The sequence below is a fragment of the Enterococcus gilvus ATCC BAA-350 genome (assembly GCF_000407545.1).
Classification (GTDB): Bacteria; Bacillota; Bacilli; order Lactobacillales; family Enterococcaceae; genus Enterococcus_A; species Enterococcus_A gilvus.
In genome coordinates, this window is sequence record NZ_ASWH01000001.1 from 1,399,784 (window position 1) to 1,420,502 (window position 20,719).

Genomic DNA, 20,719 nt, shown 5'->3' on the forward strand with positions numbered 1-20,719 from the left:
TTAAGGCTTCATGCTGCTTTTTTGACGTTTGCGCACTTTTTTTGTCCAAAATCCACCAGAAATATATTTGGGTTCGTAGGAAATGATAAAGGCGCGGTCTTCGACTTCTTTTATCAACGCATAGAGGGTTCGTTCTGTTTTACGAGGCGATAAGATTTCAAGAACCATTCGTCCACCCTCTAGTCCCTCACCGTAGGATTGTGTGACCCCATAGCCGTTGTTACGAAGAATACGTGGTAAGCTCGCTTCTTGGTCTGTATTTGTCGGCAAAATGACAGTAACCATAATATAGCCAAGTGCTAACTTGTCTTCAATCTTGATCCCGACGCTTATGCCAATAGCATAGCCTAAAGCGTAAGTAAGTAAATTAAGAGGATTGTCTAAACGGTTCAATACCATCGACAGTCCAAGAATGTAAATCGTGATCTCAACCATACTCATCAATGGGGCCAATACTCGGTAGCCCTTCATCGTGAGCATAAATCGAAGGGTGTTTAAGGTGACGTAGGAAAAGTTGATAACAAAGATCATCAGCAGCATTTTTATGTCAATCATTATAAAACCTCCAAATTCATGTGATTTATTCTATAGTCAATCATTTATCCAATTCTTTTTTCTATGGGTACTAGCCTAACGATTATTTTTCTAAAACGCAAATAGAAGGAAAAAAAGATTAAAATCTTTTTTTGTTAGTGGTCAAAAAAGCGAAAAATATATATAATGATTGTTATTTTTTGGAGAAAAATTGAATTATTTTAAGGAATTGAAATTTTTGTCTTCTATTTTAATTCTTATTATAATATAATATTAGGTAAGGACATTTAATAATGTGGAGTCAGAATAATAGAACGCTTAACGAGTTGTTTGTTAAGTCTTTGTGTTATTATAATAGAACAAAGAATGTTTTTATTATTAGACTTTGCACATCGAAATGTAATCTAAGGACGCTTCGCCGTTCATTTGAAAAGGTGGTTCTCATGGAAAATTATAATCAAGTTGGAACGCAACATGTGGAAGATGCTAAGAGAACATTTTTGTCTGGCGAGAATTTTTATGCGCAACATTTATTAGGAGCGCATCAAGTGCAGGACGGCTACGTTTTTCGAGTATGGGCACCCAATGCATTAGCAGTATCTCTAGTAGGTGATTTTAACGATTGGCAAGATCTCCCGATGAAGAAAGACGAAGATAGTGGGATTTGGGAAGTGTTCACGAACAGTGCGAAAGAAGGAGAATTGTACAAATTCAAAGTGCAACAGGCAAATGGTCGAGAAATTTTAAAGATTGATCCTTTTGCTGTTCGATTTGAGAAAAGGCCTGGAGATGCCGCAGAACTATATACTTTCCCTGAAAAAAAATGGAAAGATGGTCTTTGGCGAGGGCGCAGTAAGCGTTCCAATGCTTTTAAACGACCTATGAGTATTTATGAGGTTCATGCGAGTTCTTGGAAGCATCACGAAGACGGCACCCCTTATAGTTTCACGGAGTTAAAAGAGGAGCTCATCCCATATTTAGTTAGCATGAATTATACTCACATTGAATTTATGCCGCTAATGGAGCATCCGTTAGGCAGATCTTGGGGATATCAATTGATCGGGTATTTTGCGTTTAGTTCATATTATGGTTCACCAGCAGAATTTCAAGATTTTGTCGAAGCTTGTCATCTAAATAACATTGGTGTATTCGTTGACTGGGTACCTGGTCACTATTGTATCAACGATGACACGTTGCCTTATTACGATGGCACCCCTCAATTTGAATATACGGATTCTGATCGGGCAAAAAACAATCGTTGGGGTTCGATTAACTTTGATCTCGGGAAACCACAAGTTCAAAGCTTTCTGATTTCCAGTGCAATGTTTTGGATCGAGATGTTTCATATTGACGGCTTTCGTGTGGATGCGGTCTCCAGTATGATCTATCGGGACTATGATGACGGTCCATGGACGCCGAATCATGAGGGCGGAAATCGTAATTTTGAAGGCTATTATTTTCTACAAAAATTGAATGCTGTAATTAAATTAGCACATCCCAACGTAGTGATGATCGCGGAAGAAAGCTCTTCTGAAACTCCAGTGACTGGTATGATCGAAAGCGGTTCTTTAGGCTTTGATTTCAAATGGAATATGGGATGGATGAACGATATTTTGCGTTTTTACGAGATGGACCCAGTATACCGAAAAGACAATTTTAACTTGATTACTTTTTCATTCATGTACATGATGCAGGAGAATTTTATATTGCCGCTGTCACATGACGAAGTGGTTCATGGTAAAAAGAGCCTGATGCATAAAATGTGGGGAGATCGGTACAAGCAATTTGCGCAGTTAAGAAATATGTACACGTACTTCATGACCCACCCAGGGAAAAAATTAATGTTTATGGGTGGTGAATGGGGCCAGTTTCTAGAGTGGAAGTTTGACGAAGGTTTAGAGTGGGAAGATTTGAAGGATGCGAAGAATCATTCAATGTTGCAGTTCACTTCAGAACTAAATCATTTTTACAAAAAACAAACGGCTTTATGGGAAATGGAAGATTCCTATGAAACAATTGAAATTATTGATGCAGATAATACCGAGGAGTCCGTTTTGTCATTCATTCGCAAAGGAAAACGAAAGAAAGATTTCTTGATTGTCATTTTGAATATGACCCCAATTGAACGTAGAGATTTTCGTATCGGTGTTCCATACCCAGGAGCTTATACTGAAGTTTGGAATACAGAAATGGAAGAATTTGGCGGAACATGGACAAAACACAACGCAGATTGTCAAAGTGAATCAATTGAATTTAAAGAGTACGGACAGTCGATTAAAACGACAGTCCCTGCCTTAGGAGCAATTATTTTAAAACCAGAGTCAATCAATATACGTAAGAAATAGAGGGGAGGTCGATGAAGGAAAGTCCTTCATCAAATAAAATGAAAACAGAGATATTAGCAATGATTTTAGCCGGTGGGAAAGGTTCTCGCTTAGGCAAACTTACACAAAAAATTGCAAAACCTGCTGTCCCTTTTGGCGGTCGCTATCGGATTATCGATTTTACATTAAGTAATTGTATCAATTCAGGGATCAACAATGTCGGTGTAGTAACACAGTATCAACCACTCGCACTAAACAATCATATTGGCAATGGTTCCAGCTGGGGGTTTGATGGACTTAATTCTGGCGTCACTATCCTACAGCCGTATTCAAGCAATGATGGAAGTAAATGGTTTGAAGGAACAGCGCACGCTATCTATCAAAATATGGATTATATCGATCAAATGGACCCGCAATACGTTCTGGTATTATCAGGGGATCATATTTACAAAATGGATTATGAGTCTATGTTGGAGGATCATAAAGCAAACAACGCTTCATTGACAGTTGCTGTGATCGAAGTCCCTATTGATGAGGCTTCGCGTTTCGGTATCATGAATACGGATGATAACGATCGGATTATTGAGTTTGAAGAAAAACCGGAGGAGCCTAAGAGTGATTTAGCTTCGATGGGTATTTATATCTTTAACTGGAGTCGTCTACGGAGTGTCCTGTTAAACAGCTACAAAAAAGATGATCAAATGTTGGATTTCGGTAAACATGTTATTCCGGCGTATCTTGAAAGCGGCGAAAATGTTTTTGCCTATCGTTTTGACGGTTACTGGAAAGATGTCGGTACCATTGATTCGCTTTGGGAAGCAAGTATGGAATTTATCGATCCGGGTCATAGCCTAAATATTCGCGATAAAAACTGGCGTATTTTAGCAAAAAATACAATTTCTCCACCACATTTCTTGACGGAAAACGCAGATGTAAAGAACTCATTAGTTGTGGATGGCTGTTATGTCGCTGGTAAAGTGGAGCATAGTATTTTGTCGAACGATGTTCAAGTCAAAGAAGGTGCAAAAGTCATTGATAGTGTCATCATGCCTGGTGCAACAATTGGCAAGAATGTACAAATTACGAAAGCGATCATCGGAGAAAATGCAATTATCGGAGACGATGCTGTCGTTGATGGATCAGATGAAATCGCGGTTGTGGGATATTCAGAAGTGATTGGAGTGTTGACAAGTGAGAGCGAATAAAATGTGTGCCATTATGGGTAATGTATACGAATGCCCAGAATTATTACCTTTAACTGAAAAAAGACCACTAGCAACGCTGCCTTTCGATTGCAAGTATCGTCTGATCGACTTCAATCTGTCGAATGCAATTAATGCCAATATTAAATCTGTCTATATGGTCTTTAATCAAGGAACAACAAAATCTGTTTTCGATCATATTGGCGGTGGACGTGAATGGCATTTGGATAGTGTTGATAGTCGCTATTTTATCCATTTTTATCAGGATTTCTTAAAAAAGAAAGCAGAAGGTCGTCCGTACTTTGAATCTGTAATCGACTATTTGAATAAGTCAAAATCAGAATATACCGTCTTTATGGGGAATCGTATGCTCTGCAACATCGACTTAGAAGCAGTGCTGAAAATTCATCAACAAAGCGATAGCGTTATGACTGTCGTTTATAAAAAAATGTCCAAAGATCATATTTATCGACAAGATGAAATCATCGAAGTAGATAATCATGGGATTGTCCAAGGACATCATAATTTCTTGGAAGACACGACTGGGGACGAAATGCTGAATCTTGGCATGAAGATATTTGTCTGTCGGACGGATTGGATGATTGATGCATTGAATGAAGGGCAAAAAAATGGTGGGCCAGTCGCTATTTTAGACTTTTTGACAATGATTATGAGTAAAGTGAAAACCTCTGCTTATGAATATACGGGTTATTTAAGTAATATTTTTGATATTAAATCTTATTATGATGCGAATATGTCAATGCTTGATCCTAAAAAATTCACTTCATTGCTTTATTCAAAACAAAAAATCTATACAAAATTAAAAAATGAGGTCGCAACGTATTATTCACCTTCATCAGAAGTGACGAACAGCCAATTTGCAACAGGGTGTATTGTTGATGGAAAAGCCCACAGCTCTCTTTTTTCTAGAAGTGTGGTAATTGAAAAAGGTGCTGATATTTCAGATTCAATAGTTATGGCTAGTTGTACTATTCGTGAAAATGCGTTCATCAAACACGCAATTTTGGATAAAAATGTCGTAGTAGAGTCAGGCGTAAAAATCATCGGTTCAGCTGAAAAACCTGTAGTAATTAAGAAAAATACACACGTATTAAGCGATGTATACGGAGGCGAATAAGCTTGAAAACATTATTTGTAGCAGCTGAATGTGCTCCTTTTTTCAAAACAGGGGGATTGGGTGACGTTGCAGGGGCTTTGCCAAAGGCGCTGAAAGAAAAAGGAACAGATATAAAAGTTGTTCTGCCATTTTTTACAAAGATGGCCCAACGGTATAAAGAACAGGTGCAAGACTTGTTTTCATTTGATGTGCACGTTGGTTGGCGCAAACAATATTGTGGTGTGAAATATCTTCGCTTGAATGAGATCGATTATTATTTTCTAGACAACCTTTATTATTTCGACCGTCCAGAATTATACGGGTATTTTGATGACGGAGAACGCTTTGCTTTCTATCAGCAAGCGGTGATTGAATTAATGGAAAAAATCGACTTTATTCCTGATGTGATGCACGTAAATGATTATCACACCTCGTTCATTCCTTTTTTATTGAAGGAAAAGTATCGTTGGATACAGAAGTTCAGTGACATACGAACAGTCTTAACAATTCACAATATTGAGTTTCAAGGTCAATATGGCCGCGAAGTCTTGTATGATTTATTTGATATGGGAGGCGAGCGGTACGACGATGGAACCATACGTTTTAATAATTGCGTGAATTTTATGAAGGCAGGGATTCTTTATGCGGATCGCGTAACGACAGTTAGCCCTTCTTATGCTGAAGAAATTAAAACACCTGAATTCGGAGCGGGTTTAGATGTGATTTTACGCATGGAAAGCGGGAAGCTGCATGGAATATTGAACGGTATTGACTACGAAGCATTTGACCCAGCAACTGATCCAGCCCTCTTTGCTAATTATGATAAAAATCATTTGGATAAAAAGATCGAAAACAAAGTACAACTGCAAAAGCTGTTAGATTTGCCTGTTCGACCAGAGGTTCCTGTGATAGGTATCGTGAGTCGTCTAACGTATCAAAAAGGGTTTCATCTGTTATTGCAAGAAATGGAAAACCTTATGCAGTTTGATGTACAATTAGTGCTGATCGGGACGGGAGATCCAGATTTTGAAAATCAGTTTGTTCATTTCGGTGAGAGATATCCTCAAAAAACAAGTATTCATATAGCCTTTGATGTCACGTTGGCTCAAAAAGTGTATGCAGGGGTGGATATGTTCTTAATGCCGTCAGCATTTGAACCTTGCGGATTATCTCAAATGATCTCTATGCGCTATGGAACTTTGCCAATCGTACACGAGATCGGCGGATTAAAGGATACAGTCCAGCCGTACAATCCAATAACAAATGAGGGAACGGGCTTTGGATTTAATGATTTTGAATCGTTCTATCTGATGAATGCGATGAAACAAGCCATTACTCTTTACCAAGAACACCAAGATATTTGGAAAGAGTTGATGGAAGAAGCGATGACTCGAGATTTTAGCTGGAATGAATCCAGTAAAAAATATTTAGAACTATACAAGCAAATGTAGGATTCGAAAAAGCCAGAATCTAAAGCCTTAGGCTATGGATTTTGGCTTTTTCTATCATTGTTTCGTTGAAATGATGTATTGTAGATAGTAATTATTACTCAATTTTTATGAAAGCATAGGTTGGAGATGAGAAAATGAATAAAATAGAATTTAAAAAGAAATTCAGTCGTCGTTTGGCAGAAAAATTCGCCATGGATGTCGCAGATGCATCACCAGATGAATTATATCAGACCCTAGGCTCATTGATGACTTCAGAGTATTCTCAAAGCTGGCAGCAAACATGGAAAGATTATCGTGAAGCGGAACAGAAGCAAGCGTACTACTTTTCGATCGAGTTCTTGCCAGGGAAGATGCTAAAAAGCAACCTTTTAAATATGGGCTGGTTAGAGATGGTGAGCGAAGGTTTAGCAGAATTAGGCATTCATTTAAATGATTTGGCGGAAGTAGAGCCTGACATGGCCCTCGGAAATGGCGGTTTAGGTCGTTTGGCTTCATGTTTTATGGATTCCATTGCGTCAACTGGATTACCTGGAAATGGAAACGGTATTCGCTATGAGTATGGTCTATTCAAGCAGCGTTTTGTAGATAATTATCAGGTTGAATTGCCAGATGAGTGGCTTCAAAAAGGAAACTTATGGGAAGTTCGAAAAGAGAGCAAAGCAGTAGATGTGCGAATTGGCGGAGATGTTTACTTAAGTCCAGATGAATACGGCAATCTGACACCTATTTATCAAGATGGCATGCTTTTAAGAGCCGTTCCTTACGATACCGGAATGGTTGGTTATAAGAATGACATTGTGAATACAATGCGCTTATGGTCGGTTGAAATTCCGCCAGAAGAAGAGGATCGCTATCGTAGTATTGAAGATCGGCGTGCAGTAGAGGACCTCACTTCCGTTTTATACCCGGATGATTCTAGTGAAGCCGGGAGAAAACTGCGCTTATCACAAGAGTATTTCTTTGTATCAGCCGGTGTTCAAAGTATCTTGCGTTATTACAAGCAACTGAAAAAACCAATGGATAAAATCAATCAATATATTGCGATCCATATTAATGATACCCATCCAGCGATGTGTGTAGCTGAGTTTATGCGGCTTTTGATCGATGATGAAAAACTAGGTTGGGAACGCGCTTGGAACTTAACCCAAGAAGTAATGAGTTACACCAACCATACAATCATGGCAGAAGCCTTGGAGAAATGGTCAATCGGTATGATGAAAAGTGTTTGTCCTAGAATTTATCAAATCATCGAAGAAATTGATCGACGCTTTGTGGAAGAGATGACGGGGGTCCATGACTTTGATTTAATTCAACGAACCAGAATCATTCAATGCGATCAGGTGCACATGGCCCACCTTGCAATCATCGGTTCTCACTCAACAAATGGTGTAGCCAAATTGCATTCAGATCTATTGAAGTCAGTGGTTTTGCAAGATTTCTACCGTATTTATCCAGCTCGTTTTAATAACAAAACAAATGGTATCGCTATGCGCCGCTGGACACAGCTTGCTAATCCGACGATGAGCAAAGTGTTAGACGATACAATTGGAGATTCTTGGCGAGAACAGCCAAAGAATCTACGCTTACTTTTGAATTATGAAGAAGATAATCAAGTGCTCGAAGCTCTAGCATCAGCAAAATTAGAGAATAAAAAACGCCTAGCCAGCTATATTAAGGAACACTGTAATATTGAAGTGAATCCTCATGCGATTTTTGATGTCCAAATTAAACGATTGCATGCGTATAAGCGACAATTGTTGAATTTACTCCACATCATAAAACTATATTTGGATCTTAAAGAAGATCCTGAGCAAGCGATTGAACCTCGGGTCTTTATTTTCGGAGCAAAGGCAGCACCTAGCTACCATTATGCGAAGTCTGTTATCAAGGTCATCAATGAGGCCGCTAGTTTGATTAATCAGGATACTACGATTAAAGATAAACTAAAAATAGTCTTTTTAGAAAATTATAACGTCAGCTTAGCTGAGCGAATTATTCCGGCAGCGGATGTAAGTGAGCAGATTTCATTGGCTTCAAAAGAAGCTTCAGGAACCTCAAATATGAAATTGATGCTCAATGGCGCAGTGACAATTGCTACGCTAGATGGCGCAAATGTCGAGATTCGTGATGCAGTGGGTGATGAAAATATCGCTATTTTTGGATTGACGGAATCGGAAGTTTATCAATACTATGAAAATAAGAATTATTCAGCGACGAATATTTACAAAGAAAATGCCAATGTACACAAAGTAGTGAAGGCATTAATCGATGGAACAATTCCAAATATTTTCGCAGAGGGTCAAGAGATATTTGATTCACTCATTAAATACAACGACGAATTCTTTGTACTACGCGATTTTGAAGATTACTGTCTGGCACAAGAATCGATTAATGAGGCGTATAAAGATAAACGCCGCTGGCAAAAAATAAGTCTAAATAACATTGCTCATGCCGGACGTTTTTCTTCAGACAGTACTGTCCAGCGTTATGCAGAAGACATTTGGCAAATTGAACCCGTTTTTGCTCACGAAGATGATCGAGGAGTGATCCAACATGACTCATATTTACTTTAATTCTTGGCTAGAAAGATATAAACGACCTTTTGGGGCTGTTCAGGAAGGGACAAAAGTCGATATTTGGATATCCGTCCCAGAACAAAAACAAGCAAAAGTTTTTTTGATCGTCCGTAAAGAAGGAAGTTCTGTAGGACAGAAAATTTTCCCTATGGAGGCTGTTCCCGAGGATCGATTTCACTTTCAAACAACAATGGACCAAGGCTGGGGACTGTATTTTTACTACTTTAAAATCATTCATGAATCTGAAGGGTACGAAACTGTTCAGTATTATGGATTCAATGGTAACGGTGGTGAAGGGCAAATTTATGGGGCGGAGAATGAGGTTATTCCTTACCAGTTGACTTGTTATCAAAAACCAGAGACAGCTCCTAACTGGTATCGCGACGCTGTTTTCTATCAAATTTTTCCCGATCGTTTTGCAAATGGGAACGCAGATCGGAAAATCAATCAGCCCAAAAAAAATTCATTCATTTATGGAACAGAAGAAGATACGCCCTATTACATTAGAAATGAAAAAAATGAGATCGTGCGATGGGACTTTTTTGGCGGTAATTTTAAAGGAATTGAAAAGAAAATACCCTACTTAAAAGAATTGGGAATCACTGCGGTATATTTAAATCCAATATTTGAAGCAACGTCGAATCATCGCTACGATACAAATGATTATTTCAAAGTAGACAGTGTTTTGGGGACAGAGGAAGATTTTCGTAGTTTAATAGCTGCTCTGCATACAGCAGGGATTGCGATTTTGTTGGACGGTGTTTTTTCCCATGTAGGAAAGGACAGTTTGTATTTTAACAAGTCTGGTTTTTATGGCGAGACTGTAGGAGCTGCTAAAAATCCCGACAGTAAATACTTTGATTGGTTCACTTTTAATCATTATCCAGACGATTACAAAGCATGGTGGGGGGTGGCTGATCTTCCAGAGGTGAAAAAAGAGAATCCTCATTTTCAAGAATTCATCTATGGTGATTATGACAGCGTCCTGTCTAAATGGACATCAATGGGCGTGGATGGCTGGCGTTTAGATGTGGCGGATGAATTAACAGATGATTTCATTGCAGGCATTCGTAAAAATCTCTTGGCATATCAAGAAAAAGTTCTAATAGGTGAAGTTTGGGAGGATGCGTCGAATAAGGTTGCTTATGATACGCGGAGAAAATATGTTTTTGGTGATCATTTGCAAGGAGTCATGAACTACCCGTTGCGTCAGCAAATTTCAGATTTACTAAAACATTCACGATCATTGAAGGATATTTGCGAAGAAATGGTGCGTTACCAAGAAAATTATCCCGTTGATTTCTACTACAATCAATTAAACAATATTGGCACACATGATACTGAGCGTATTTTAACCATGCTGAACGGTTCTGTTGAAGCAATGGATCAGGCTTGGGGACTAATGTTCATGATGCCAGGTATCCCTTGTGTTTACTATGGAGACGAAGCTGGTTTGACAGGAGGAAAAGACCCAGACAATCGTAAGTTTTTCCCTTGGCAATCGATAGACTCAAATCTATTTAAAAACTGTCAAAAATGGGTAGAAAGAAGAAAAAAATATGATGTTTTGAAAAAGGGTCATTTCTTCCCGTTCTATTCTCAAGCGCAGCAAATTTTTGGGATCATTCGCTATTTAGATCATTCGTATGTAATTTATGCACTTAACTTATCCGAGCATGAGCAGCACATCAAAATAGGAGAATTATCAAGTCCTCTTGCGTATCAAGGAGATTATGAAGTGCTCGATCGTATTCTAGAGGACGAAGTATTGGCACCAAATGGAAGTTTATTTGTCTCCGGTTCAATCTGATAGGTACAAGTTCTTGTTAGTCATAATTTAAAAGCATTTTTTTAGTATTTGTGCTAAACTATGCTATATCAGAACAATAAGGATGATTTTATGCAAACGTATAGCAGAAAAAAGAGTCGTTTTCCTGCATTTGATGATGAGGCAGGAGTCAAATTAGTTCAAACCAATCAGCGGGTATTGTTTGATGGTCAGGATGACTTAATCACGAGTTATCGATTAGAAGCAAAAGATATCTTTGAACGTCCAATTTCGAAAGTAAAACGTGTAAGACGTGTGAACTTAGATGAAGAACCACGCAGAGAACTCGATCATCATAAAGCGAATTTGCCGATGTATGAGAATGAACATAGAGAATCTAAAAAAGTGAATCTATTTGAAGAACGGAAGCCCAAAGAAACAGTCAAGCCTAAAGCTACGTTCAATTCTCGAAACGGACGCAGCGCAACACCCTTTGCTCCTAAATATGTCCCTTCTTCATTGATCCCTGATGAACCGGAAAATGCAGTTCACCCAAGGGAACTCATGCAGCGAATGGAAAAGGCAAAACAGTCGTATCTATTATTTGCATCTGAAAATGACGAAAAGCAGCCAGTGATTGAAAGAAAGAATTCTAGACAACGTTTAGATCGTTCTTTACGAGGCATTATGCAAGAGGACAATTCACAAATTGAAAACAGCAAATATTTTCATGATTAAGACAGAAGGTGCCTTCAGGCATTCTTCTGTTGTTTTACGATGACGGGAGAGAAAGAAACATGAATCCATTTGAAGAAAAAATTCGTCAATTGCGGGCGGGAGAAATTGAGAGATTTGAAGTTTCCCGGGAAGACTTTTTCCTATTCCGAGAAGTTTGGCTTAAACAAGAAGATAAAAAATTTTTTCGAGGAATTGCCGGACTTAAAGGAATGATCATATATGTATACGATACAACGATTGTTTAGACTATTGACTTTTTTATGCTGACTCGCTATCATAAGAAAGGTTCTATGCGGTGGTGTTGGAATTGGCAGACAAGCATGACTAAGGATCATGTGAGAGCAATCTCGTGTGGGTTCGAGTCCCATTCGCCGCATAAAAGGCAACAAACATTGTTTTTTACAGTGTTTGTTGTCTTTTTTTGTTTCCAAATTTGTATAGGCTATATACATGATGAATTAATTTATCTAAAAAAGGATGAATAGCTAATTTAAGATCATTTTGATTCACTCTGTTTATGGATTTCGAACATAGAAGTTGCTTGTAAAGAAGTCATCGTATAAAATTAAATTATTAAAAATGTGAATTTGCATATTTTGGAGGATGCGGCAATGGTAGCGATCGGTCAGGTCTTAAAAGAGTTCAGAAAAGAACACGGCATGACACAAAAAGATCTTTCTCAAGGAATCTGCTCCCAGAGTGTTTTGAGTCGAATTGAGAACGATGAAGAAATTCCCAATATTATTGTAATCCAGCAGCTTTGTCATCGTCTTGGAATTACCATTGACCAGTTGATGCTTGATTTTTTACCTGAGGAATTATTTTTGCGAAAATATTTTAACAAGATGTTTATGTATTTGCGCGTTGGGAAATATCTTGAGATTCGAACAACATTAGATTATTTAGATGAACGCCAAATCACTCATCTTGATAAGGACCGTCAATTGGCTTGCTTTTTTAAAGGGGTTTGTGCCTATTTTATTGATGGTGACCCACATACTGCTTTGGAGAAAATAAATCTTGGCCTTTCAATTTGTGTATCCAAAAAATATGATGGCTATTTTGATAGTCGAATCTTACTGTTGAGTTTTGCTGGGAAAATGTGTTCCGTTTTGGGTCAAATGAATGAGGCGCAAGGCTATTACAATCAAAGCTTTGAACTATTCCAAACGATGATGGCGGATTATTCGGAGCGAAGTGAATTAAGCAATCTTTTTGTTAATTATGGAACGTTTTTAGTTAAACAGGAACGTTTTGACTTGGCTGAGAAAGTCGTGGATATTGGATTGAAATGGAATCGTCAGCAATGCAGCTATTATAAATTAAAAGAATTGGTCGAATTAAAAATTCTTATGTTGGAGGCACGAGATGACCTTCATACGGTAATCAATTATAGAAAAATGCTACGCGCTTTGGAAAAAATAAAAGATCTGTAAAATGGTCTACACCATTCTTGACTTATTGAGGATTCAGGAGTAACTTTAAGTTACTATGAAAAAAGGGAGAATTCACAATGAAAACATTTATTTATGCTGACAAATTCTTTTTAAACTCTGGTGTGAAGGGCACAGGCTATTTAGATGTCACTGATGGCATTTTTGGAACATATACGAAGGAAAAACCAGAAGGCGCAGAGATCATTGACCAAAGTGGAAAATGGATCGCTCCTGGACTTGTAGACACACATATTCATGGGTATAAAAATCACGATGTGATGGACAATGATGCTGAAGGAATCAAAGTGATGTCTGAAGCACTTCTATCTTGCGGTGTGACAAGTTTCTTGCCAACAACATTAACTTCTACAAAAGAGCGGTTGAAGGATGTTGCTGAAACAATCGGCAATGTTTATCAAGATGTCGAAGGTGCAAAAATACAAGGTATTTATTTTGAAGGACCTTTCTTTACAGAAGAACACAAGGGCGCGCAAAACCCTAGCTATTTTGGTGATCCAGATTTGGATACCTTTCACGAATGGCAGGAAGCTTCAGGCGGCTTGATCAAAAAAATCGCTTTAGCTCCTGAACGTAAAGGCGTCAAAGAATTCGTGAAAACAGTGACTGATGAAGGCGTAGTTGTTTCATTAGGACACTCAAATGCGACATTGGAAGAAGCGCAAGAGGCTGTTGAAGCAGGAGCAAGTGTTTTCGTTCATGCATACAATGGTATGCGCGGTTTAAATCATCGTGAACCTGGGATGGTTGGTGCGTTATTGACCTTGGAGCATGTCTTTTCAGAGTTGATCTGTGACGGTCATCATGTTCATCCGCAAGCTGCCGAAGTGTTAATGGAAAAGGCAGGGCATGATCATGTGGCGTTGATTACTGATTGTATGATGGCAGGCGGCATGCCAGACGGCAACTACAATTTAGGTGAATTTCCAGTAGTTGTAAAAGAAGGAACTGCTCGTCTTGAATCTGGTAATTTGGCTGGTAGTATTTTGAAATTGAAAGAAGCAATCAAAAATGTTGTGGATTGGGATATTGCCACTCCAGAACAAGCGATTATGATGGCCTCTTATGTTCCAGCAGTAAGCTGTAAAATTGATGATAAATGCGGCATGATCTCCGAAGGCCGTGCAGCAGACTTTATTGTTTTAGAACCTAATATGGAACTTACAGCGACATACTTAGATGGTAAAGAACGTTACCATGCTTAAAAAATAATTCCCTTACTCGATCGTCATCTGATGATCGAGTTTTTTTATGGTAAAATTTTCATCAAAGCCTTTTTCTGTTTGAAGGTAACTTGAATGAAAAACATCCATAGGAGGAATTTTATGAAACCAATAATCGGTGTGTTGCCCTTATATGACGAAGTAAGTGAAAGTGTGTGGATGCTTCCAGGATATCTCAATCTCGTTGAAGAAAATGGAGGTATTCCGTTAATATTGCCACTTACCGCGAACAAAGAAACATGGCAACCTTTTTTGTCCCTATGCGATGGGTTTATTTTTACTGGCGGACAAGACATTGCACCTGCAAGATATAATGAAAAAACAACAGATGCTTGTGGCGAAGTAAATCAGCTAAGAGATGAAATGGAATTCCAACTTATGGAAGAAGTGATTGTGCGTGACAAGCCTTTTTTGGCTATTTGCAGAGGGGCGCAGTTGCTGAATGTCTTCCTTGGCGGAACTCTCTACCAAGATTTAATGAGCGATAATCCTCAAACGATGAATCTGGATCACCATATGGAAGCTCCTTATAATCGAACACAGCATCAAGTGGAATTAATTGAAAACAGTCTGCTTCATAAAATTTTAGAGAGACATTATTTAGGAGTAAATAGTTATCATCATCAAGCAATAAAGAAATTGGGGAAGGAATTGAAGGTAACTGCGTTATCCCCTGACGGACTAGCAGAAGGAGTATTCATTCCTAAAGCAAGTTTTGCTTTAGGGGTCCAATGGCATCCTGAATTCTTTTCAGCAACAACATCGGTAAATCAGGCGATAATCAAAGCTTTTTTTGAAGCCTGTGAAAGAAAGCATTCCTAAACAACAACTCAATTTTAATTATTAAAATTGGGCGATTATTTTTGCTGGCTTATGGCATCCTTCGTTGGCTTTTGTTCGGGTTATGTTAAACTAAAATGGAAAAGAGCCGCTATTTTGATTAGCGTGGAAAAATGAGGAGGAACGCTGTGTGTCATATATTCATGTGATTGATGAGAGTAAACATTACAAAATGGGCGAAACCGTCATCAAGGCCAATGAAAAAATAAATTTTTCAATTGAACGAGGTGAGGTAGCAGTCATTCTCGGCCCAAGTGGTGCAGGAAAATCGACTGTGCTTAATATATTAGGTGGAATGGATAATTGTGATGAAGGGCAAGTCATTGTCGATGGGACAGACATTGCTGCTTTTAGCGATAAGGAATTGACCACGTATAGGAGAAATGATGTGGGATTTGTTTTTCAATTCTACAATTTAGTTCCGAATTTGACGGCTAAAGAAAATGTCGAACTGGCTTCTCAGATCGTTACCGATGCATTAGAGCCTGAGTCAGTGTTGCATTCAGTTGGACTGGGGAAACGGATGGATAATTTTCCTGCCCAATTATCTGGCGGTGAACAGCAGAGGGTAACCATTGCGCGAGCATTAGCGAAGCGACCAAAACTATTATTATGTGATGAGCCGACAGGAGCGTTAGATTTTGAAACAGGAAAACAAATTTTAAAGATTCTTCAAGACACGGCTCGGGACAATGGGACAACAGTTGTGATCATAACGCATAATTCAGCGATCGCTCCAATGGCAGATCGTGTCATTCGGATCAATGATGCACGTGTACGCAGTGAAGAATTAAATGATGCCCCTCAATCAATTGAAGATATTCAATGGTAATTTTTCAAAAACATGTATTCTGTACTCGAACAACAAATTCGCTTTTTATCCGGACCATCCACTTAAGTGGATAAAATAAAGGACCAGACTCATTTAAGAGAATGGTCCTTTATTTGTTTTCGTACATCGTAGAGCATTTTATTCAAGTCTGCTTCTTTTTTTCTCAGCTCCACTAAATCTTCTTTTATTTGTTTTTCCCTCTCATTTGATTGGGGTGTGATCGCACCATTCAAGGAAATGCCTATGATTGTTCCAATAAATGTATCCAAAACGCGATTTAGCGCGTAAAGAAAGGATTCCCCTTGAGGAATACTCAAAGCAATCAACAGCATGGTAGCGATCGCTGAAATGATTCCTGAGTTATTATTGATTCCGTCAGAAACTACGATGACTAAGATAACAAATAGTGGTAAGACAAATAATTCTACGAAAAATTCATTGTTAAAAAAGGCTTGTACGTAGTAGAAAATTAACGCCAATAATCCTCCTAACGAATTTCCTAAAACGCGTGAACGGCCAAATGATATACTTGTAGTTAAATCTTGACGCAGAGAAAAAACAGCAGCTAACGCGGCGATCAACGGTGATCCACGATCTGTTACGTGGAATAATAGAATGCACAGCATAACAGCTAATGCAGTTTTCATCGTTCGCATTCCTAAACGAAAACGACCAATATGCAATTTTTCCTCCCACTTTCTTTTCTTTATATCTAATAGTTTAGCCGAAATTTGGCAAAAAAACAAAAGGCATCGACTAATCAATGCCTTTTGTTCGAAATTATTTCTCTATTTGCCATTTTTGGTGCATCTGATCTAGAATGTCAATCACATCTTTCGTAAAAAAGAGGGACTTATTTGGTCTTTCCCCGTGAATCATTTGAACCATGTTCTCAATTTCATAGTTCATGGCATTACTGGTAAAGCCAGATTCAATCCATTCTTTTGTTCCATCGTTAAAAACTAGTTCCGCTTTATCAGCGCGTGGATAATCTTCGACAGTAAGGTAGCCATTTTCAAAAGCAACGATTCCTTTTTTAGGCATTTTCGCTTGGAAGGTTAAGCTGATCGAGGCAAGCTCTTGTTTCTCATTTTGTAAAATCGTTACCGATTGTTCATCTACACCCGTGGAAAAAGGAACCATCGTTGAGGCGATCACGGTTGGCTGCTCAGACATGAACCAACGTGCAAATGAAACGGCATAGGTCCCAATGTCCAGTAATGCTCCGCCGGCTAATTCTGGATTGAAAAAGCGGTTGGTAGGATCAGGATCTTTATAGCTTCCAAAAGGAGCCTGAATCATTTTTAATTTTCCTAATTTTCCACTGTCCATTAACGTATGAAGTTCTTGGTACAAAGGCATGTTAAAGATTGTCATTGCCTCTGCCAAAATCAATTGATTCTTTTCGGCTAACGCAATCGCTTCTTGTAGTTCAGCAAGGGTCATAGTGATCGCCTTTTCGCATAATACATGTTTTCCAGCCTCTAAAGCTTGAATAATATGTTGATGATGTTGGCGATTTGGCACAGCTATATATATAATAGAGATAGCTTCATCAGCCAACATTTCCTGATAACTACCATAAGCCTTCGCGATGCCATATTCTTTTGCAAATTTTTCTGCTTTTTCAAGCGTCCGTGAAGCACAAGCAGTCAAGCTGCTCGTAGTTTGGTTAAAATTCTCAGCAAAATCGTGTGCGATATCGCCAAGTCCAACGATTCCCCATTGTAATTCTGTCATATTGGTCCTCCTAAGATAGTCTCTTTTTAATTTTGCAAGTTGAACTATCAATTAAATAAAGCCGTGTTCAACTTATTTTTTGATGAAGTGTGTATAAAAATAGAAAAAAGATTGAAGCTTTTCTCAAATTATAGCAGTAAATATTAAAATAGTTCAATCCATTTGCCAAAGTGGTGTATTTTTTCTGAAAAATCAGTAGAATAGATAAGGAGGGATTTTTCGTGAATCAAATTTATTTGGATTTAGTAATGAGTGCGATTTTTGAACAATTTCATTCAGAACAAGATTTTTATCAAGATTACTTAGGAGTCAATGACGTTCAATGGCAACAGTGGAAGGCTGGTCAGAACAATTTATCACCGGAAGCAAATCAAAAAATCAAAAACTTATTCAGTGATTATGAATGGATGTTAAGTCAAAAAGTCATTCGACAAACGTTTTTGTTCCCCGAAAAGCGCCCGACGGCAGTTGCTGAATATCGTGAGATGAAGACGATTATTGCGCAGCAGTGGATTGCCAGTGGATTGGCCCAAGTCGAAATGATCCCATTCAAAAACAAAAATGAAGAAGAGAATCATGATTATATCGATTTACGTATAACGATCGATTATGACAATTGGGGCTATAGTGATATACTGAGTTTTCGTTTGCCGGCACATATTCAAAATCAAATTGCCAGTGCACACAAGAAAACCGCACTGCTTGACTGGGTAAACGAAAAGTTAACGGAAACATACACGTCATTAGACGATTAACGAGAGGATTTTTAAATTGAAAAAAACAGTAGGACTACTTTCAGTCATAATTATGATCGGAATGACCGCGTATTCACTTTTTTATAGTGCACCTGCTGAGACAGATGCTCAAAAAGCGACGGCAACGACCTATTCATTCGAAAAGAAAACGGCTGCTAAGAAGAAGAATGCTGTGCAAGAAGCGCTGCCTAATTCTAATGCAAAAGATTGGAATCTTGTGTTAGTAGGCCCAAAAAATAAAATAGAGAATGAAGTTCCTGAAAGTCAGTTGGCTACATTATCAGATAACAGTCATCAAGTCGACAGTCGCATCGCGAAAGATTATGAAGCTTTTTCCGAAGCGGCAACAAAAGCAGGATTCCCTTTAGTCATCGTCTCAGCATTTCGTTCTGTGGAGTCTCAAAAAGAGGTTTTTGAGACAAATGTCAATGGATTGGTGAGTGGGAATGGGATGAGCGAAGAAGAAGCAACTGCGAAAACCAAGGAAACCATTACCGAACCTGGCTATAGTGAGCACCATACGGGTCTTGCAGTAGATATCGTCGATCAAAATTGGTATAACTCCTATTCAACTCAAGTATTAGATGCTTCTTACGGGGATCAACCTGGAGCAAAATGGATCGCTGAGAACGCACCAAAATATGGATTTATCATTCGCTATCCAAAAGATCGCCAAGACATCACTGGTATCACGTATGAGCCGTGGCATATTCGATATGTAGGCAAGAAAAATGCGGAATATATCACGGAACATCATTTAACTTTAGAAGAATTTTTGAAACAGTTATCAGCTAAATAAGGAGGCATTATGCCTAAGAAAAATTATAAAAAACGGAAGTCCAATCTATCGATCCCGCTGATTTTTGCGGGAATCTTGATTATTGGGGTAGCTTTCGTTTTTTCTTTACATTCACTATCAGATTTTGGCGTAGAGGATACTCAAAAGGAAGAAAATTTGTCTCGGCAAGAATTTGTTGAAAAGTTGGCACCACATGCGAAGGAATTGCAACAAGGCTATGGTGTCCTGCCAAGTATCATCTTAGGTCAAGCTATTCTAGAATCTAATTGGGGACAATCACAATTGGCAAGTGAATACAAAAATCTATTTGGTATTAAAGCCTCTGGAAATCAACCAAAAATCAGCCTTGAAACAAAGGAATATATGAATGAGCAGTGGATTACTATCCAAGGAGATTTTAAAGTTTATTCTACATGGGAAGAATCTTTAGATGACCATACCATGCTTTTTGTAAATGGGACAAATTGGAATCCTCAGCTTTACGCGGGTGTTTTAACAGCGACGGATTATAAACAGGCGGCTCAAGCATTGCAAACTGCTGGGTATGCGACAGATCCCGATTATGCAAATAAAATTATATCCGTGATTGAAACGTATAACTTGGATAGATACGATCATTCATAGTAAAATTAATTTAAGAAATACGTTAGGGAGATGGTTTAATGTCAGAAAACAATGTGCCTGAAATTATGACAGAATTACGGCAAGATATCGTACGTGTACCCAAAGTAATCAAGAAAGCTTCCGGAATAATCATTTTCGGTAAGAAAATCCGTTCAATTATTTTTACCACGGATATTGCAATCATTCGAAATACAGATGCGGACGCTGTGATTGCCGTCTATCCTTTTACGCCGCATCCGGCTATTACTAAGAGTATTATTGAAGCAGCAGATATTCCTGTCTTCTCTGGTGTAGCAGGAGGATTGACTCATGGCGCCCGGTCTGCATATATGGGGATGTTCGCAGAGTCTCAAGGAAGCTTAGGGGTTGTCGTAAATGGTCCAACGCCAGTAGAAACAATTGAAGCAGTGAACGATGTAGTGGATATCCCCGTTATTGCTACGGTAACATCAAAGTACTCTAAGATTGAAGAAAAATTGGCGGCTGGCGTTGATATTATCAATATCAGTGCTGGGAAAGAAACAGTCGAAGCAGTGAGGCATTTTCGTCAAATGTACCCAGATCTTCCAATCATTGCTACTGGAGGTCCTGATGAAGAGACGATCGAAGCAACGATTACAGCTGGAGCGAATGCAATCACCTACACGCCACCATCAAACGGAGTCTTGTTTAGCAAGAAGATGGAGAAATACCGTAAGATGGAATACGACGAAGACCATCAATAAAAAGGAAAAGGATGTCG

Annotated in this window: 19 protein-coding genes and 1 tRNA gene; 17 read left to right on the top strand and 3 right to left on the bottom strand. The window is 38.5% G+C overall.

Going from position 1 to position 20,719, the window contains the following annotated elements; all coding sequences use genetic code 11:
- Entirely contained in the window at positions 1-555 is a 555-nt protein-coding gene (locus I592_RS06930) for a DUF2179 domain-containing protein (RefSeq protein WP_010780921.1), read from the bottom strand.
- A gap of 422 nt (positions 556-977) precedes the next feature.
- Here I592_RS06930 and glgB point away from each other — a divergent pair, with 422 nt between their 5' ends.
- The 13 genes from glgB to I592_RS06995 all read left to right on the top strand — a co-directional run bounded on the left by glgB (position 978) and on the right by I592_RS06995 (position 16,059).
- On the top strand, positions 978-2,879 hold the full coding sequence (gene glgB, locus I592_RS06935; protein WP_044926130.1) for a 1,4-alpha-glucan branching protein GlgB: 1,902 nt from the start codon (positions 978-980) through the stop codon (positions 2,877-2,879).
- Between the two features lie 38 nt (positions 2,880-2,917).
- A complete protein-coding gene (locus tag I592_RS06940) occupies positions 2,918-4,063 on the top strand; it encodes a glucose-1-phosphate adenylyltransferase (protein WP_044926495.1) in 1,146 nt (381 codons plus the stop codon).
- On the top strand, positions 4,050-5,198 hold the full coding sequence (gene glgD, locus I592_RS06945) for a glucose-1-phosphate adenylyltransferase subunit GlgD (protein WP_010780918.1): 1,149 nt from the start codon (positions 4,050-4,052) through the stop codon (positions 5,196-5,198). The genes I592_RS06940 and glgD overlap by 14 nt, the downstream gene beginning before the upstream one ends.
- Positions 5,199-5,200: 2 nt before the next feature.
- Positions 5,201-6,628 (top strand): glycogen synthase GlgA, encoded by a 1,428-nt coding sequence (gene glgA / locus I592_RS06950; protein WP_010780917.1) that lies wholly within the window; start codon positions 5,201-5,203, stop codon positions 6,626-6,628.
- Positions 6,629-6,762: 134 nt separating this feature from the next.
- Positions 6,763-9,201: a glycogen/starch/alpha-glucan phosphorylase gene (locus I592_RS06955; RefSeq protein ID WP_010780916.1), complete on the top strand. Its 2,439-nt coding sequence runs from the start codon at positions 6,763-6,765 to the stop codon at positions 9,199-9,201.
- Positions 9,182-11,014, top strand: coding sequence for a glycoside hydrolase family 13 protein (locus tag I592_RS06960; protein WP_010780915.1), 1,833 nt, complete (start codon positions 9,182-9,184; stop codon positions 11,012-11,014). The genes I592_RS06955 and I592_RS06960 overlap by 20 nt, the downstream gene beginning before the upstream one ends.
- Positions 11,015-11,104: 90 nt before the next feature.
- Entirely contained in the window at positions 11,105-11,710 is a 606-nt protein-coding gene (locus I592_RS06965; RefSeq protein ID WP_010780914.1) for a hypothetical protein, read from the top strand.
- A gap of 59 nt (positions 11,711-11,769) precedes the next feature.
- The gene (locus I592_RS06970; RefSeq protein WP_010780913.1) at positions 11,770-11,955 is read left to right on the top strand and encodes a hypothetical protein; all 186 of its coding nucleotides are present in this window, start codon (positions 11,770-11,772) and stop codon (positions 11,953-11,955) included.
- A gap of 47 nt (positions 11,956-12,002) precedes the next feature.
- Positions 12,003-12,086: transfer RNA gene (locus tag I592_RS06975), tRNA-Leu, on the top strand.
- A gap of 235 nt (positions 12,087-12,321) precedes the next feature.
- Complete coding sequence (locus I592_RS06980) at positions 12,322-13,146, top strand: helix-turn-helix domain-containing protein (RefSeq protein ID WP_010780912.1); 825 nt, start codon at positions 12,322-12,324, stop codon at positions 13,144-13,146.
- Positions 13,147-13,223: 77 nt separating this feature from the next.
- A complete protein-coding gene (gene nagA / locus I592_RS06985; RefSeq protein WP_010780911.1) occupies positions 13,224-14,369 on the top strand; it encodes an N-acetylglucosamine-6-phosphate deacetylase in 1,146 nt (381 codons plus the stop codon).
- A 120-nt stretch (positions 14,370-14,489) separates the two neighbouring features.
- The gene (locus tag I592_RS06990) at positions 14,490-15,209 is read left to right on the top strand and encodes a gamma-glutamyl-gamma-aminobutyrate hydrolase family protein (RefSeq protein ID WP_010780910.1); all 720 of its coding nucleotides are present in this window, start codon (positions 14,490-14,492) and stop codon (positions 15,207-15,209) included.
- 148 nt (positions 15,210-15,357) lie between these two features.
- Positions 15,358-16,059 (top strand): ABC transporter ATP-binding protein, encoded by a 702-nt coding sequence (locus I592_RS06995; protein ID WP_010780909.1) that lies wholly within the window; start codon positions 15,358-15,360, stop codon positions 16,057-16,059.
- 89 nt (positions 16,060-16,148) lie between these two features.
- Here the strand turns inward: I592_RS06995 and I592_RS07000 are convergent, their stop codons facing one another.
- Both I592_RS07000 and I592_RS07005 read right to left on the bottom strand, forming a co-directional pair.
- Entirely contained in the window at positions 16,149-16,742 is a 594-nt protein-coding gene (locus I592_RS07000; RefSeq protein ID WP_010780908.1) for an FUSC family protein, read from the bottom strand.
- A gap of 97 nt (positions 16,743-16,839) precedes the next feature.
- Complete coding sequence (locus I592_RS07005; RefSeq protein WP_010780907.1) at positions 16,840-17,799, bottom strand: Gfo/Idh/MocA family protein; 960 nt, start codon at positions 17,797-17,799, stop codon at positions 16,840-16,842.
- 221 nt (positions 17,800-18,020) lie between these two features.
- Here I592_RS07005 and I592_RS07010 point away from each other — a divergent pair, with 221 nt between their 5' ends.
- Genes I592_RS07010 through I592_RS07025 form a run of 4 tightly spaced genes read left to right on the top strand, consistent with a single transcriptional unit; the run spans position 18,021 to position 20,702 of the window.
- The gene (locus I592_RS07010) at positions 18,021-18,554 is read left to right on the top strand and encodes a hypothetical protein (RefSeq protein ID WP_010780906.1); all 534 of its coding nucleotides are present in this window, start codon (positions 18,021-18,023) and stop codon (positions 18,552-18,554) included.
- 16 nt (positions 18,555-18,570) lie between these two features.
- Complete coding sequence (locus tag I592_RS07015; RefSeq protein WP_010780905.1) at positions 18,571-19,353, top strand: M15 family metallopeptidase; 783 nt, start codon at positions 18,571-18,573, stop codon at positions 19,351-19,353.
- Between the two features lie 9 nt (positions 19,354-19,362).
- Positions 19,363-19,977 (top strand): glycoside hydrolase family 73 protein, encoded by a 615-nt coding sequence (locus tag I592_RS07020; protein WP_010780904.1) that lies wholly within the window; start codon positions 19,363-19,365, stop codon positions 19,975-19,977.
- Between the two features lie 38 nt (positions 19,978-20,015).
- On the top strand, positions 20,016-20,702 hold the full coding sequence (locus I592_RS07025) for a beta/alpha barrel domain-containing protein (RefSeq protein ID WP_010780903.1): 687 nt from the start codon (positions 20,016-20,018) through the stop codon (positions 20,700-20,702).
- Positions 20,703-20,719: the final 17 nt, after the last annotated feature.